12 protein-coding genes are annotated in these 15,999 nt (G+C 61.7%); 7 read left to right on the forward strand and 5 right to left on the reverse strand.

The genetic code is table 11. The features are described 5' to 3' along the window. Nucleotides 1–68: 68 nt before the first annotated feature. From IX761_RS15985 to IX761_RS16010, 6 genes are all read left to right on the forward strand, one after another. Nucleotides 69–1,358: an OprD family porin gene (locus IX761_RS15985; RefSeq protein ID WP_194790538.1), complete on the forward strand. Its 1,290-nt coding sequence runs from the start codon at nt 69–71 to the stop codon at nt 1,356–1,358. A 31-nt stretch (nt 1,359–1,389) separates the two neighbouring features. Beyond that, the gene (locus tag IX761_RS15990) at nt 1,390–2,370 is read left to right on the forward strand and encodes a Bug family tripartite tricarboxylate transporter substrate binding protein (RefSeq protein ID WP_194790539.1); all 981 of its coding nucleotides are present in this window, start codon (nt 1,390–1,392) and stop codon (nt 2,368–2,370) included. A gap of 176 nt (nt 2,371–2,546) precedes the next feature. Beyond that, on the forward strand, nt 2,547–3,005 hold the full coding sequence (locus IX761_RS15995) for a tripartite tricarboxylate transporter TctB family protein (RefSeq protein ID WP_194790540.1): 459 nt from the start codon (nt 2,547–2,549) through the stop codon (nt 3,003–3,005). A gap of 3 nt (nt 3,006–3,008) precedes the next feature. Then, entirely contained in the window at nt 3,009–4,523 is a 1,515-nt protein-coding gene (locus IX761_RS16000; RefSeq protein ID WP_194790541.1) for a tripartite tricarboxylate transporter permease, read from the forward strand. Continuing rightward, nucleotides 4,516–5,547, forward strand: coding sequence for an AbrB family transcriptional regulator (locus IX761_RS16005; protein ID WP_194790542.1), 1,032 nt, complete (start codon nt 4,516–4,518; stop codon nt 5,545–5,547). Before IX761_RS16000 ends, IX761_RS16005 begins: the two co-directional genes overlap by 8 nt. Before the next feature lie 106 nt (nt 5,548–5,653). Beyond that, a complete protein-coding gene (locus IX761_RS16010; protein ID WP_194790543.1) occupies nt 5,654–6,037 on the forward strand; it encodes a thioredoxin family protein in 384 nt (127 codons plus the stop codon). Here the strand turns inward: IX761_RS16010 and IX761_RS16015 are convergent. The 4 genes from IX761_RS16015 to ung all read right to left on the reverse strand — a co-directional run bounded on the left by IX761_RS16015 (nt 6,025) and on the right by ung (nt 13,990). After that, on the reverse strand, nt 6,025–8,454 hold the full coding sequence (locus IX761_RS16015; protein ID WP_194790544.1) for an autotransporter outer membrane beta-barrel domain-containing protein: 2,430 nt from the start codon (nt 8,452–8,454) through the stop codon (nt 6,025–6,027). The genes IX761_RS16010 and IX761_RS16015 overlap by 13 nt on opposite strands. A 197-nt stretch (nt 8,455–8,651) precedes the next feature. Continuing rightward, on the reverse strand, nt 8,652–10,922 hold the full coding sequence (locus IX761_RS16020) for a hypothetical protein (RefSeq protein ID WP_194790545.1): 2,271 nt from the start codon (nt 10,920–10,922) through the stop codon (nt 8,652–8,654). A 175-nt stretch (nt 10,923–11,097) separates the two neighbouring features. After that, a complete protein-coding gene (locus IX761_RS16025; RefSeq protein ID WP_194790546.1) occupies nt 11,098–13,179 on the reverse strand; it encodes a hypothetical protein in 2,082 nt (693 codons plus the stop codon). Between the two features lie 118 nt (nt 13,180–13,297). After that, nucleotides 13,298–13,990 carry a uracil-DNA glycosylase gene (gene ung, locus IX761_RS16030; RefSeq protein ID WP_194790547.1) on the reverse strand — a complete coding sequence of 231 codons (693 nt, stop codon included), beginning with the start codon at nt 13,988–13,990 and terminating at the stop codon, nt 13,298–13,300. Nucleotides 13,991–14,118: 128 nt separating this feature from the next. Between ung and IX761_RS16035 the strand changes: the two genes are divergently transcribed. Then, on the forward strand, nt 14,119–15,228 hold the full coding sequence (locus tag IX761_RS16035; protein WP_194790548.1) for an enoyl-CoA hydratase/isomerase family protein: 1,110 nt from the start codon (nt 14,119–14,121) through the stop codon (nt 15,226–15,228). A gap of 192 nt (nt 15,229–15,420) precedes the next feature. Here the strand turns inward: IX761_RS16035 and IX761_RS16040 are convergent, their stop codons facing one another. After that, nucleotides 15,421–15,858, reverse strand: coding sequence for a hypothetical protein (locus IX761_RS16040; protein ID WP_194790549.1), 438 nt, complete (start codon nt 15,856–15,858; stop codon nt 15,421–15,423). Between the last annotated feature and the right edge of the window lie 141 nt (nt 15,859–15,999).

Consider the following 15,999-nt stretch of genomic DNA (forward strand, 5'->3'; position numbering starts at 1 on the left):
CGCCCCACGCGCCGCAAAAAGCACCAGCAAGGTGCAACTCATAAGAACAATAAATGGAGTCATCGACGATGCTGTCTTCGCAGCCGCAGGCGTTCGCGCCTACCCGTTCCTTCGCCGCACGACCTTCCGCCCTCGCCAGCGCCTTCGCCCTTGCCGGTGTCGCGCCCCTGAGCCAGGCCGCCTTCTTCGAAGACAGCACGGCCACCTTCGAAACCCGCAACATGTACTTCAACCGCGACTTTCGCGATGGCACCAGCGCGCAGCAATCCAAGCGCGACGAATGGGCCCAGGGTTTCATGCTCAACTTCGAGTCCGGCTACACCGAAGGCACCGTCGGCTTCGGCCTGGACGCGCTGGGCATGCTCGGGGTCAAGCTCGACTCCAGCCCCGACCGCACCGACACCGGCCTGCTGCCCACCCATGACGACGGCAAGGCCGCCGACGAGTACTCCAAGCTCGGCCTCACCGGCAAGGTGAAAGTCTCGAAGACCGAACTGAAGATCGGCACCCTGATCCCCGAACTGCCCACCCTGCAGCCCAACGACGGGCGCATCCTGCCGCAAACCTTCGAAGGCGGCCTGGTCACCTCCAACGAAATCAAGGGCCTGACCTTCACCGGCGGGCGCCTGGACAAGGCCAAGGACCGCAACGATACCAACTGGGAAGACCTGGCCCTCAACAACAAGAACGGCCGTTTCGGTGGCAGCTTCAGCGCCGACAACCTCGACCTGGCGGGCCTGGACTACAAGTTCACCGACCGCATCACTGGCAGCTACCACTTCGCCCAGCTCGACGACATCTACCGTCAGCACTTCATCGGCATGCTCGCCACCCAGCCCTGGGGCCCGGGCACTTTCGGCGCCGACCTGCGCCTGGCGGTGAGCGACGAGGCCGGCCAGGCCAAGGCCGGGCGCATCGACAACACCACCTTCAGTGGCATGCTCAGCTATGGCCTGGGCGGGCACAAGCTCAGCGCCGGCTGGCAGCAACTGAGTGGCGACAGCGCCTTCCCCTACGTCGACGGTGCCGACCCCTACCTCGTCAACTTCGTGCAGATCAACGACTTCGCCGGCGCCGACGAGCGCTCCTGGCAAGCGCGCTACGACTACAACTTCGCCGCCCTGGGCATCCCCGGCCTGACCTTCATGACCCGCTACATCAACGGTGACAACGTCAACCGCGCCGATGGCAGCGAGGGCAAGGAGTGGGAACGCAACACCGAGTTCAAGTACGTGGTACAAAGCGGCCCGTTGAAGAACGTCGCCGTGCGCCTGCGCAACGCCACCTTCCGCTCCAACTTCGCCCGCGACGCGGACGAGGTGCGGCTGCTGGTGAGCTACAGCGTGGCTCTGTGGTAATCCATAACAACAATGCTCACGGAGAAAGACGATGACCTTTTCACTGCGCCGCCTCGCCCTCGCCACCGGTTGCCTGCTGCTGGCCGGCAACGCCCTGGCCGCTGAACCGAAACGCCCCGAATGTATCGCCCCGGCCTCGCCGGGCGGTGGTTTCGACCTGACCTGCAAGCTGGTGCAAAGCGCCCTGGTGGAAGAGAAGATCCTCAGCAAGCCGATGCGCGTGACCTACATGCCTGGTGGTGTCGGCGCGGTGGCCTATAACGCCGTGGTTGCCCAGCGGCCAGGCGATGCCGGCACCCTGGTGGCCTGGTCCAGCGGCTCACTGCTCAACCTTGCCCAGGGCAAGTTCGGCCGCTTCGACGAGAACGCGGTGAAATGGCTGGCGGCGGTCGGCACCAGCTATGGCGCCATCGCAGTGAAGAACGATTCGCCCTACAAGACCCTCGACGACCTGGTCGCGGCGCTTAAGAAAGACCCGAGCAAGGTGGTGATCGGCTCCGGCGGCACCGTCGGCAGCCAGGACTGGATGCAGACCGCCCTGATCGCCAAGGCCGCCGGCATCAACCCGCGCGACCTGCGCTACGTGGCCCTGGAGGGCGGCGGCGAGATCGCCACCGCCTTGCTGGGCGGGCACATCCAGGTCGGCTCCACCGATATCTCCGACTCCATGCCGCACATCCAGGCCGGCAACATGCGCATCCTCGCGGTGTTCTCCGAAAAGCGCCTGGACGAGCCGGAAATGAAGGACATCCCCACCGCCAAGGAGCAGGGCTACGACATCGTCTGGCCGGTGGTGCGCGGCTTCTACCTGGGGCCGAAGGTCAGCGACGAGGACTACGCCTGGTGGAAGGCCTCGTTCGACAAGATGCTGGCCTCGGAAGACTTCGCCAAGCTGCGTGACCAGCGCGAGCTGTTCCCCTTCGCCATGACCGGTGAAGAGCTGGACGGCTACGTGAAGAAGCAGGTGGCCGATTACAAGGCGCTGGCCCGTGAGTTCGGGTTGATCCAGTAACGAGCACGCTACCCGATCCCTGTAGGAGCGGCCTTGTGCCGCGAAAGGGCTGCGAAGCAGCCCCAGCGATTCAAGCGTCGCCGCTGAAATCCTGGGGCCGCCATGCGGCCCTATCGCGACACAAGGCCGCTCCTACAAGGGTCCGCGTTATGCCCATTACCACCGAGGATTCTTCCATGATCCTGCAACGTATCTTCGCCCTGTTCTTGCTGGCGATATGCGCCATCCTGGCCGTGATGGCCTGGCCCTACCAGGCCGCGTTCTCCTATGAACCAGTAGGCCCGCGCGCCTACCCGCTGCTGATGCTCGGCCTGATGGGCCTGGGCCTGCTGTACCTCGCCATCCGCCCCACCCCGATCGTGCGCAAGGACGACGAACCGGAGCTGGACCGCGAAACCCTGATCAAGATCAGCGCCTGCGTCGGCCTGCTGCTGGTGTTCGCCAGCACCTTCGAAACCCTGGGCTTCATCCTCAGCGCCGTGCTGGTCGGCATCCCCATGGCCCGCCTGTATGGCGGGCGCTGGCTGCACAGCGCCATCGTGGTGGTGGGCATGAGCGTATTCCTCTACTGGCTGTTCGACCGCGTGATGGACGTGCCCCTGCCCCTTGGCCTGCTGAGCGTACTGGAGAACTGACACATGGATACCTTGAGCTACCTCGGCCAGGGCTTCGGCGTCGCCCTGAGCCCTTACAACCTGGTCACCGCCCTCACCGGCACGCTGATCGGCACCGTGGTCGGCCTGCTGCCGGGCCTGGGCCCGATCAACGGCGTGGCCCTGCTGATCCCCATCGCCTTCGCCCTGGGCCTGCCGCCCGAGTCGGCGCTGATCCTGCTGGCCGCGGTGTACCTGGGCTGCGAGTACGGCGGGCGCATCAGTTCGATCCTACTGAACATCCCCGGTGAAGCCTCCACCGTGATGACCACCCTCGACGGCTACCCCATGGCCCGCCAGGGCCTGGCTGGTGTGGCGCTGTCGCTGTCGGCGTGGAGTTCGTTCATCGGTGCCTTCATCGCCACCTGCGGCATGGTGCTGTTCGCCCCGCTGCTGGCGAAATGGGCGATCGCCTTCGGCCCGGCGGAATACTTCGTGCTGATGGTGTTCGCCATCGTCGCCCTCGGCGGTATGGCCGGCGACAAGCCGTTGAAGACCTTCATCGCCGCGCTGATCGGCCTGTTCCTGTCGGCGGTGGGTATCGACGCCAACAGCGGCGTGTACCGCTTCACCGGTGACAGCGTGCACCTGGCCGACGGCATCCAGTTCGTGGTGCTGGTGCTGGGCCTGTTCTCCATCAGCGAAATCCTCCTGCTGCTGGAAAAGACCCACCACGGCCACGTGGCAGTCAAGGCAACCGGGCGCATGCTGTTCAACCTCAAGGAAGCAGCCTCGGTGTTCGCGGTCAATGTGCGCTGCGGCCTGCTCGGCTTCGTCATGGGCGTGCTGCCCGGCGCCGGCGCCACCCTCGCCAGCGCCGTGGCCTACATGACCGAAAAACGCATCGCCGGTGAAAAAGGCAAGTTCGGCAAGGGCGACGCCCGTGGCCTGGCCGCCCCGGAAACCGCCATCGGCGCCTCCTGCTGCGGTGCCCTGGTACCGATGCTGACCCTGGGCGTACCGGGCTCTGGCACCACCGCCGTGATGATCGGCGCGCTGACCCTGTACAACATCACCCCCGGCCCGCTGCTGTTCGAGCAACAGCCGGACATCGTCTGGGGCCTGATCGCCTCGCTGTTCATCGCCAACATCATGCTGGTGATCCTCAACATCCCGATGATCCGCATCTTCACCCGCATCCTCGCCGTGCCGAACTGGGCGCTGGTACCGGTGATCGCGATCATCACCGCGATCGGCGTGTACGCCGTGCATGCCACCACCTTCGACCTGTTCCTGATGGTCGGCATCGGCATCATGGGCTACATCCTGCGCAAGCTGGACTTCCCACTGTCGCCGATCCTGCTCGGTTTCATCCTGGGTGGCCTGATGGAGCAGAACCTGCGCCGCGCACTGTCGATCTCCAACGGTGAACTGGGCATCCTCTGGTCGAGCCCGATCAGCATGTCGGTATGGGTACTGACGGTGCTGATGCTCAGCCTGCCGCTGCTGCGCATCTGGCGCAAACGTGCCCTGCAGCGCCGGGCCATGGCGGATGCCTGATCGGTCGCTGCCCCTGTTTTGGGCCACCGGGCTGGTCGGTCTTGCTGGCGGTTTCGCCGCCAGCAAGGTCGGCTGGCCTTTGCCGTGGATGGTCGGCTCATTGCTGGCGATCATCCTGGTGCGCTGCCTGACCCCCTGGCAGCTCAGCGAAATCCCCAATGGCCGCAAGTGCGGGCAGTGGATCATCGGCATCGGCATCGGCCTGCACTTCACCCCGGCGGTGATCGAGCAGGTCGCCGACCACTTCGCGCTGATCTTCTTCGGCGCGTTGTTCACCACCCTGTCCAGCGTGATCAGCGTGTGGCTGCTGCGGCGCACCGGCGAGGACCGCGCCACGGCGTTCTTCGCCAGCATGCCGGGCGGCTCGGGGGAAATGGTCAACCTGGGCGCCCGCAACGGTGCGGTGCTCAGCCAGGTGGCGGCGGCGCAGAGCTTGCGGGTGCTGGCGGTGGTGCTGTGCGTGCCGGCGCTGTTCAAGCTGCTGCTGGGCGATGGCGTACCGCCGAATCATGCGGGCAGTGTCAGCTGGGGCTGGCTGGCCTTGATCGCGCCACTGGGCGTGGTCGTGGGGCTGATCTGGCAACGCCTGCGCCAACCCAACCCATGGCTGTTCGGGCCGTTGCTGGTGGCCGCCACGGTGAGCCTTGCCGGCAATCTGCAGATCGGCCTGCCCAACGGCGCCAGCCAGATCGGCCAGTGGTTGATCGGCAGCGGCCTGGCCTGCCACTTCAACCGGGCGTTCTTCCGCCGGGCACCGTCGTTCCTCGGGCGCACCTTGCTGGCCACCGGGTTGTGCATGCTGATCGCCGCAGGCGCGGCGTGGGCATTGAGCCTGCTGACGCACCTGGACCTGCGCTCGCTGACCTTGGGGATGATGCCGGGCGGCATTGCGGAGATGAGCCTGACGGCGGAGACGCTGCAACTGTCGGTACCGCTGGTGACGGCGTTGCAAGTAATGCGATTGTTGTTCGTGCTGTTTCTGGCGGAGCCGTTGTTTCGGCGTTGGAATGCGAGTGGAGGGTGAGTTTCAAGAGAACGTTGGCCGCTGCCGCAACTGGCATTTTTGCCAGTTTCGCTCGTTCTTGCAGTGACGTTGAATGGGCTCCAGCAACTCACTCCAGGAGCCATCGATGACCATGATAAGCGTGACCAACCTCCCTACGCTCGAGTGGCTCTTCGAGTGCCGTAGATTCACCCGGCCATCCTTGTTGCTTATACGCTCCGACAGCTGTCCGCCCTGTGTCGAACTGCACCCACAAATCGAGGCACTGGCCAAGGAGCGGTCAAGGCAATTCGACTTCTACGAGTTCAATGTCGAGCACTGTGCAGCCCCAGAGCTGGATGCAAGGTTGACCTTGCTGTTCCAGCGCTGGAGTGTGAAATACCTGCCTTCGCAGGTGTTCCTCGCCACAGGTCTGCCTCCCACCGTCATCAGTACCCGACGGCTGGACGTGATCGAGCGCCGGTTGCATCTGCTCGCACGCCCAGGCGTTGCCATTGGTCAGAAGTCGTAACGCACGCCTACATTCACGCCATAAGGCTGTTCGATGCTCTTGCCGTTGCTGTACTCCACGTCGGCATGCACACGGAACTGCCTGGACAGCGCCAACGACACCCCCGCACCCAGCTCGGCACGCGAGCCGGACAGGTCATTGTTGAACACATTGTTGTTGACCTGTACCTGGTTGCGCTGGGCAAATTCATGGGCGAACGCACCTTTCACATATGGCTGCACCATGGCCCCGCCATCGAGCGGGATGGTCTTGCCGACGGTAGTGCCCACTTTGCCCAGCAACGACTTGGCCATGTCGCCTTCGGCGCGCAGGCCGTTGTCGAAGGTGTAGTCCTTGCCGGCGACAGCAGCGGTGGCAACCTGGACGAAGGGCTCGATGAAGTAACCGTCATTGAGCTTGATGTGCTTGCCCGCCTCCACCGACGCACTCACACCGTGAGTGTCGTAGTCGCCCTTGCTGCGGGTGTGGTCGCTCATGCCGACCTTGGCGTTGTTCTGATAGCGGTTGTACTTGAGCACGGTGTCGACGTAGAAACCTGTCTCGCGGTCCAGCCAGGTGGCGTAGCCGCCAACGTAGTAGCTATCCACGGTACCGGAAGTGCCATAGTCGAGGTTCAGGTCCGAACGGCTGCTACCGGCCAGCAGGCCCACCAACCAGTCGCTATCGGACAGTTGCATGTCTGCGCCCAGGCTCAGGCCGCGCTGGTTCTGCTGGTAACCTACGCCCTGGGAAGCACCGCTGACGTTGTATTGGTTGCCGTAGGCACGCATCCACACGCCGGCGTTGCGCCCTTCGCTGTAGCGCAGTTCGCCCATGCGGCTGCGCAGCGAGCTGAGTTCGCCGTAGGCCACGGTGATCGGCGTGTTGAACAGCGCCATGGCGGCCATGGTGATCGGCGCGACGGTGCGGGTCTCGCGGTTCAACACCCAGTCATTGCCGTTTTGCGCCAGTTCGTAGGAGTAAGCGCCCACATCGACCCGTTCGCGGTCGTTGAGCAAGTGAAATTGCGCACCGCCGTCGGCGGTCTGGACCAGGCGCAGCGACTCGACGCTCGCCTCCTGGCCGCTGCTGCCCACCAGCAGCCCGTGATTGCCTTCGGACGTGCCGGTGACGATCAACTGGTCACCATTGCCGGTGACAAAGTCGCTGTCCATGACGAAGGTGCCGTTACCGGAGAGGTTGGTCACCGTCAGCGTGTGGAAGCTGCCTGGATCGCCAAAGGTGACCTGCCCGCCGCGCATGGCAAGGTTACCGACGTTGCTGTCAGCCGTCATTGTCCAGTCGGAATCAGTCCCTATGGTTGCCTGGCTAACGTTGGTCAGCGTGCCACGCAGCTGCGAGCCACTGTTCATATTCAGTTGCGCTGTGGCACCGGCTTCTACTGCGATGTCGCCCACCAGCCGGCTCTGCTCCATTGCCAGGTCCAGTGAGCCCGGGCTGGCAACCGCGATGTTGCCGGTCATCGACGATCGTGCGAGCTGTACATGGCTCGTGCCACTGGTTAGCAAGTCACCATTGAGTGTTGCTTGATCCAGTGCCGCAGTAAGTGTTCCCGCATTGCGGATGCTGCCTTGAACTGTCGAATTGCCGACTGCCAGATCTGCCTTGGCTTGCGAGGCGAGCTGGATGTCACCTTGCAGTTGCGAATCGGTTACCTGAATGGTCGACTCACTCAAGCGCCCCAGATTGATAGCGGTACCATTGCCTCCATCAAGGCTTGAGCCATTGCGCAGGATGATGGAACTGCGCGCATCGTTGCCAACATCGATTGCCGCGCCCGTGACACCGACCACACGCGAACCGTCGAGCGTCAGCGACGGGGTATTGTTGGTGGCGCTTTCACGGATCATGCGAATACCCGAGGCCTGCCCGGTAATGACGCTGCCATCGCTGATCGTGGCCGTACCTCCGATCAGGCGAACACCGGTCCCGGTAGGGCCGGTGGCGCTTACCTGGGACCCCTGAATATTCAGCTGGCCGAGCGCGCTGGCCTGCGCGCCCACAGCGCCCCCACTGATCTGGCTGTTGATGACCGTGGCGGATGAACCAGTGGTCATCCGCCCGAGCACCAGACCAATACCATTGGCTGAAGTCGAAATGGCGGCATTGGCAATGGTCGCCTGACTGTCCAACAACTCGATGGCATTCCCCGTTGTTGTTGTGGTTGTTCCGCGCAAAATATTTAATTGCGACTGTGTCGATACAATACTGAGCGTGGTGGCATTATCCATGGTCAAAACCGAACCTGCGCTCAGGTTATAGCGATCCAAAGGCGTCGATGCGTCGATCGTCAGTTGCTCCCCAACCAAGTCCCTCGCCAGTGCGGCACCGGAACAAATAGTCAACAGGGTAATGACACCTGCAAGTGAGAGCGTACGTTTTACAATTTCTTCCGGACGAATAGGTTCACTTACCATCGTCGAGCTCCAAAGTTGGGCATGAGAGGCAATAGAGGTGCCCATCGAGCGCACCGCTGTGTTGAGCGCCGGAAAGTTAATCTATCGAGTGACTTTTTCGTGTAGGAATTTTCATCAATAATTCGATATATTTCCCACACGTTCTATCTCACAACAAAAATTGCGGTGGTCAAATGACCACCGCAATGTCTACATTTTCACTGCCCCCAGTTGTCGCAACGCACGCCACCGACCAACGACACCCCCCAGCGCACCATGCACTCCGTAGAGCGACCAATGCTTTCGTCTGCTTTGGTTACCGTGAAGCTGCTGACGAAGCTGCCCCCCAAAGGATCCTGCGGCTGCTCGGCCCCCCTATTGAAGAAGCGGATCGCCAAGTAAGGCACGGTGTGATTGATCGCCCGGCCGTTTAGGTCTGCCTGGCTCACTCGATGTTCGAAGCTGTAGAACTGGTTGACGAACGTCTCGGCAGTGGCTCTGGTGCTCGTGGCGTATTGCAGCCTGATCGTGACCACATCGCCGACAACCACCCAGCCATCTTCGCTCCGCATCCAGTTGACCCTGAGCTGGACGCCGTTCCAGGGTCGGGCCGCACAGTTGATCACGCCCGTCTGATTGACCACCGCTCCTGGACGCTGATTTTGCTGAGCATTCTGGCTCAGGTAGGGGTAACGCACGAAGAGATTCACTGGAATAGGGAAAGTCACAGCTCTCACCGTGACCACGGTGATCGGTGAGCGCTGATAGTTGCCAGCGCTTTCTGACGTATTGTCCGGATAGACCTCGTAGTAGGCTTGCTTCTGGCCATTGCCACTCTCAAGGAAGACATCCCTGGGCAATACCACAGACTTCGTACCCGCCTCGTTACCCACCAGGGTGAGGACTTCCGCCAACTCCTTACCGTCGTAGAAGAACTTGATCACATGCCCCGCCCCTACCTCGGTGTAGTAGGTGAAGGTGATGCCAGCGTCATCGTTTGCATCGGCTTCCGTGATCAGGTTGTCCTGCTGCGATACCGTGCCACGTACCACGATCGGAACCAAGGCGTCGTTGACAGGCCCTTCATCGCCAGGCACTGGCCCCACTGTCCGCAGGTCCACCGGCACCGTATGTGGAAGCGAAGGCCCAACGGTGGTAGTGCCGCGCATCAGTGAATACGTGATCCGCAACAGGTAGTTTGCCTGGCCGTCAGGTACCGCCAGATGCTCCCAGCTTGCCGTGGTGCTACCGGCACCGACGGTGAACTCTGGCAACACCACAGGATTTCCGGGGCGATCTGGATGATGCAAACTCATGCTGATCCGATCGGTCGGCAGTGCGTTGGGAATCACCGGCAAGCTGATCTGGAGCCCAGCACGCGCCACCTCACGATTTACCCGCGGCACAGTGACAATAGGTGGTGGCAATGGGTCGATTGGCACATTCTCCAACCTCAGCGTAAGAGGGCGCGCAAAGGACACTGTAGAGGCCCACCCGGCACGATCGATCAGCTCGTAGACCAGTTCCTTTACACCCTCCCCTAGGGCCTGCAACTGCGCGGAAGGAACATCGGCCGTTGGATTGGGTTCGTCTTGGTCAGCAGGCCACATCAACGCCGTATGCACGATGGTATTGGTACGTCGCTCCCGAACGACGATGCGATCCTCCTTCGCGGCCAAGGTGGCGAGCGGGACAGGGAACTCGAAGATCGGACGGGCCTCAAGCATGGCTTTAGTGATGATGCCTGGCTCCGGGACGTCTGCTGGCAGATTCAGGGCTGCCGGCGTCACACGGTAAGATGGCGGTCGCAGATCGATATAGAGGGGTTGCAGTGGCGAAACCGACGTATTCCTCAACGCGTCGTTACTGACTCGATAGAAGATGTCGTACTGCCCTTCTCTGGGGAACCACTCCAGAAACTTGGGTTCGAGGGTGAAACTCACGCCATTGGGGAAAGCATTCGGATCCGGCGGGAACGGCGTGCTGAACAGCACCTCCGAGTAAGGAACTTCGATGTAGGTAACCTCACCACCCTCATCTACGCTATACTCCCGTCGATAGAGTCTGACAACGTCATTGCTCCCAGCGTAGTCTCCAGCCTCTGCATCGGGAACAGTGGGATCCCAGAGTGGCATGGTTATGCTGATGTAATTGTTTCCATCCGGCTCGACGAGAAACGCAGCAGCAGGCACGGTGTTGAAACGACCGTCATCAATGTTCGGTAGCGTTCCGACAAACTGGAAGTCCGGGGCGACGGGCTCTTCATTGGCATTGATACCAAAAAACGAGAACGAACCTGACACCTTTGACTTTGACTTTAACTTTTCGTTAGATTCTTCACGTATAGCATCAATCTTTGCTGCCAGTTTCTTTTGCTCCTCCAGCGTTGGCCCAGTGCTACTGTAATTTTCATTTTTTTGCACAATACCTTGCGACTCTGGGCTCACCGAGTCGGCTTCTACCAAACCCTGTTTTTCATAAATTGTCATGGCATCTACTCTCAGGATTGAAACGTCGATGTAAAACCTCAACAACTAACCTGCCCTACGCTTACCCAACCGCCCACTCGTCAAGTTACACACTCCTCTCCCCCCTAACGGATGAAAAAAAGTTTCGCTCTTTAATCAAGGGCCAGGCCTCAATGCCCAGCGGCATGAACGTCAATCATTTATTGGTGCTGACATCACCTGAAGCAGTACATACCAGGCTGCCAGGTCTCTGAATATCAATTGCCAGCCATGTCAATTGCGCTTCCCCGGACCGACCATCGACCTTGGTCAACCGGTAGCCAATTCTTGCGTAGCCACTGAATGCTCCCGCCGCGTCACGGAAGACATCGAAAATCAGACGCGTAAATTCGTTCATCAGCAGGACTTGCCCTGAGGCGGCCCCTTCCGTTGTGATTTCTACCGCTGGCAAATACACCGGGGCAGGCATCAATGGCTGCGCTGGCGGAGGCGCTGGCAAACCGGGCTGGGTAGGCTCCTCACCATCACGTTGGGTCCGGAACATCTGCCAACGCACCTCGACGCGATCCCCCGCCTGAACATCTGCCTGAGCTCCCGGTACGATCAGCGGAATGCCCAGCCAAGGTTTGGAAGCACAGTTGATCCAGCCGAAAAGCGACAATGGCGGGCTTTTCACCTTCAACGAAACGAGTTGGCCAATCGGTGGGCGGGCGGCGGTGTCAACACTGACCCGAGTAGCCTTGGCCCGCTGAAAGTTGACCCCGTTGAATGTCCGATAGAAAACCGGTATGGCGGGACCATCACCGACATCCAGAATCACACTCAGGGGCACCAGTGAGAATGTGACTTCCTGCCCTGGAGCCTCAAGGCCGGTTACTGAATAACGTGCCACAACCTGCGCATTCGCATCCGTGTCCGGATCACGCCCCCAATACAAATGGAGAAGGTCCCCCGCTCGTGGATTGTCATAGAGCCTCACCCTGACGGTTACGGGCAGTTCGGCCTCGATATCCTCCCGAGCGATCACATTGTTTGCCGTAAGTCCTTTCACAACGACCGGTTGCAGTTGCGGGTTGATTTCAACAGGCTCCTGCGGGTCGGGACCCGCGACACGCAAGTCGACATTGACCTGGATACCGGTCTCGTCCTGCGAGCCACCATGGCGGCTGCTGGTGTAGTACACACTTGCAGGCACAGGCCCGACAAAGCCCGGGGCCGTGATATCCGCCCAAGGTACCTCCACACGCACCGGCCATTGCTGGACGACCCCCACCGTGACGGCCTGCAATGGCCGGGTGTTCCAGTACACCTGCAGCACGTCGCCAGGCTGCGCCATTTCAATCCTGGGGATCTCGACCCTCACAGGCGTGCGGGCGTCCTTCAGGTCCACCAGCCCATCGGTGGCCAGTGGCACGTGGGCACGTGGAAGCACGACGGGCCCTGACTGCAGCAGCACTTCCACATCGAGTGAAGGTGATGAAGCCCCCACATTTCCAGAGCGATCCAACAACCTGCAAACCACACGAAACTTGCCATTGGTCAATCGCGCGGCAGGTACTTCGACCAGAAACGGAGTTTGCTGTTTGTTATCAGCATTGACAGAAACTTCGAACAAGGGATCAAAAGGCAGGTTCGTCGTGTCCGACGTGCTCGAATCGAGCATGAACAGTTGCACCGTGTCTTCAAGACGGATGTCGGGCCAGCGGTCAAGCTTGAAGGGCGCCTTGTTTCCGTTCTGGTCCAGATACGCTTGATCGATGAGCGTTACATTGTCTTTTCGCAACGGGCAAGGGCGGCCAATATTGGGTGCCGTCTGGTCTATCCGGATGCTGGTCTCAGGAGAAAGTTCTCGGTTGTCGATATACTCGAACCAGACTTCGCACTTGAACGTGCCCTCACCGGGGTCAAGTTTTGACGCAGGTACACTCAGATCGACCGGGAAAAACCGTTCACCGTTTTCATCTTCTTCGACACTGGGCTGCATGTCCCACTGAACGACTTCGCCTATCGCTATGCCGTCCCAGAACGGCTGGAACACCAGCCGAGGTCTCTCATAACCTTGCTCGATCAACCACCTGTAATCGTTTTCGTAGTCAGCCCAGGCCTTTACCCGAAAAGGCAACGCAGTGATCTGCCTTTCAAGGGGCAGTGTGAGGGCACCTTCCTCGTCAGCGAGCAACGGCAGCACACCCACCGGCACAGGGGCGTCGAGAAAGACTTCGCCGGGTTCTGGAGAGAAAATGGAGCCCTTGCTTTTAGCCTTCACCAGTCTCGACATTTTCAAACCCCTGTAATTTACAGCCCCTGCACTGCAAGGGCTGTATGGCTTCTATGGGGTTGAATCTAGCGCTGACGGAAACTCCGCGAAACTGGCAAAAATACTAGGTGCGGCGGTACTACAACGGTGGCAGCGACCAATCGATCGGCGCCATCCCATGCTGCTGCAGGAAGCCATTGGCACGGCTGAAATGCCCACAGCCGAAGAACCCGCGATACGCCGACAACGGCGATGGATGCACCGACTTGAGCACCAGGTGGCGGGTGCCGTCGATCAGCTTCTGCTTGCTCTGGGCATGGGCGCCCCACAGCAGGAACACCACGTTCGGGCATTGTTCGCTGACCACCTGGATCACCCGGTCGGTGAAAAACTCCCAACCCTTCTTGGCGTGCGAGGCGGCATTGGCGCGCTCCACGGTCATGGTGGTGTTGAGCAGCAGCACGCCCTGCTCGGCCCAGCTTTGCAGGTAACCATGGTTGGGGATCGGCAGGTTGAGGTCGCGATGCAGCTCTTTGTAGATGTTCACCAGCGACGGTGGCGTGGGGGTGCCCGGCTGCACGGAGAAACACAAGCCGTGGGCCTGACCAGGCCCGTGGTACGGATCCTGGCCGAGGATCACCACTTTCACCTGCTTCAACGGCGTGGAATTGAGGGCGTTGAAGATCATCGGCCCTGGCGGGTAGATCTCCTTGCCGGCAGCGTATTCACCGCGCAGGAACTCACGTAGCTGATGCATGTAGGGCTGGTCGAACTCGGCACGCAGCGCGGCCTTCCAGCTGGGTTCGAGTTTGATGCGGTCGTCGTCGGTCATGGGGCGGTCCTGAAGCGAAGTGCCGCGACACTAGGAAAGCCGCCGCGGCTTGTCAATCGATCCGACCGACGACCGGCAGCTTCAACGCAGCGGGCCATACTGGTGGGATGACTTGCGCGAGGTAGCCCATGTCCATTCAATGCGAGGTTCTCATCGGCGCCGACGGCGCCCGCATCGGCATCGCCACCCTGGATGCCTCCAAGGCGCTCAACGCCCTGACGTTGCCCATGATCGAAGTGCTCGACGAGCGCCTGCACGCCTGGGCCAGCGACCCCAGCATCGTCTGCGTGCTGCTGCGTGGTGCCGGGCCCAAGGCGTTCTGTGCCGGCGGCGATGTACGCGCGCTGGTCCAGGCGTGCCGTGACCACCCCGGTAGCGTGCCGCCGCTGGCCGCCACCTTTTTCGCCAGCGAATACCGCTTGGACTTTCGCCTGCACACCTACCCCAAACCGCTCTTGTGCTGGGGCCACGGCCATGTGCTGGGTGGCGGCATGGGCTTGCTGCAGGGGGCGGCGGTACGCATTGTCACCCCCAGCAGCCGCCTGGCCATGCCCGAGATCAGCATCGGCCTGTACCCCGATGTCGGCGCCAGCTGGTTCCTCGCCCGCCTGCCCGGCAAGCTCGGGCTGTTCCTCGGTTTGACCGGGGCGCCGATCAACGCCCGTGATGCACTGGACCTGGGGTTGGCCGACCGCTTCCTGGGGGAACATCAACAGGAAGCGTTGATCGAAGAACTGCTGCAACTGAACTGGCAGGAGCAGACCGCGCTGCAACTCAACAGCCTGCTCAAGGCCGAACAGCACCGCGCCTGTGCCGAACTGCCCGAAGGCCAGTGGCTGGCGCGCCGCTCGCTGATCGACGAGGTGCTCGATGTGGCCGACCCGGTGGCGGCCTGGCGCGCGCTGACCGCGCTGGCCCAGCATGATGACCCGTTGCTGGCTGCCGCCGGCCAACGCCTGCACGAAGGCTGCCCGCTGACCGCGCACCTGGTATGGGAGCAGATCCGCCGGGCGCGCCACCTGTCGCTGGCGCAGGTGTTCCAGATGGAATACACCCTGAGCCTCAACTGTTGCCGGCACCCCGAGTTCAGCGAGGGAGTGCGCGCCAGGTTGCTGGACAAGGACAACACCCCGCACTGGCATTGGCCGGACGTGGCGCAAGTGCCGACGGCGGTGGTGGCGGCGCATTTCGCCAAGGTGTGGGAGGGGCGTCACCCGCTGGCGGACTTGGGACAATGAGGGGCGCCGTGTGCCCCATCGCCGCCAAGCCGGTTCCACCCTAAGGCTTGCGCGCCCTCTGTAGGAGCGGCCTTATGTCGCGAAAGGGCTGCGCAGCAGCCCCAGCAATTTATGCGGGAACGCAAGAACCTGGGGCCGCTTCGCGCCCCTTTCGCGACACAAGGCCGCTCCTACAAAAACGGTGCACTCCCATCAACGATGCCGGTTGCGATCCCCGCCCCAGCCACCGTCCGGCCGTCGATCGCCCTGCCCGTTGGAGTGCCAGCGGTCGCCACGCCCCCCACGGTTGTCATTGCGGTAGTCGTTGCGGTTACGGTCACCGCCGTAGTCATAGCGCTGGCGGTTGCCATAGTCGTAACGCGGGTTGCCCTGCCAGCGCGGCTGCATGCCGGGGGCGGGATAGGGCCGGTAGTGCGGCACTGGCGCCGGGCGGTAATAGCGTGGCGCGGGCTGGTAGTAGTAACGCGGCGCCGGGGCCACGTAATAGCGGTCCTGGCGGTAATAGCCGGGGTACACATAGCGATCGGCGGTGTAATAGTCCGTGCGGTAGTAGCCTGCGCTTTCGTAGTACGGCACGCAGGCGGATGTCAGCAGCCCAAGCAGGACGATGAACAGGATTCTCAGGGACATGGCGGCCTCCTGGACCGCGGGGGTGCCCGGCACAGCGGCGCTGGCGGGCGTCGATGGCGATGCGTTGCTCGACACTGGATAAGACAGTCATGCCAGGGTTCGGTGCCATTTACGCAACAAAAAGAAACATCTCGTATAACC

This window comes from Pseudomonas sp. UFMG81, assembly GCF_015354575.1.
In the GTDB taxonomy this organism is placed as follows: domain Bacteria; phylum Pseudomonadota; class Gammaproteobacteria; order Pseudomonadales; family Pseudomonadaceae; genus Aquipseudomonas.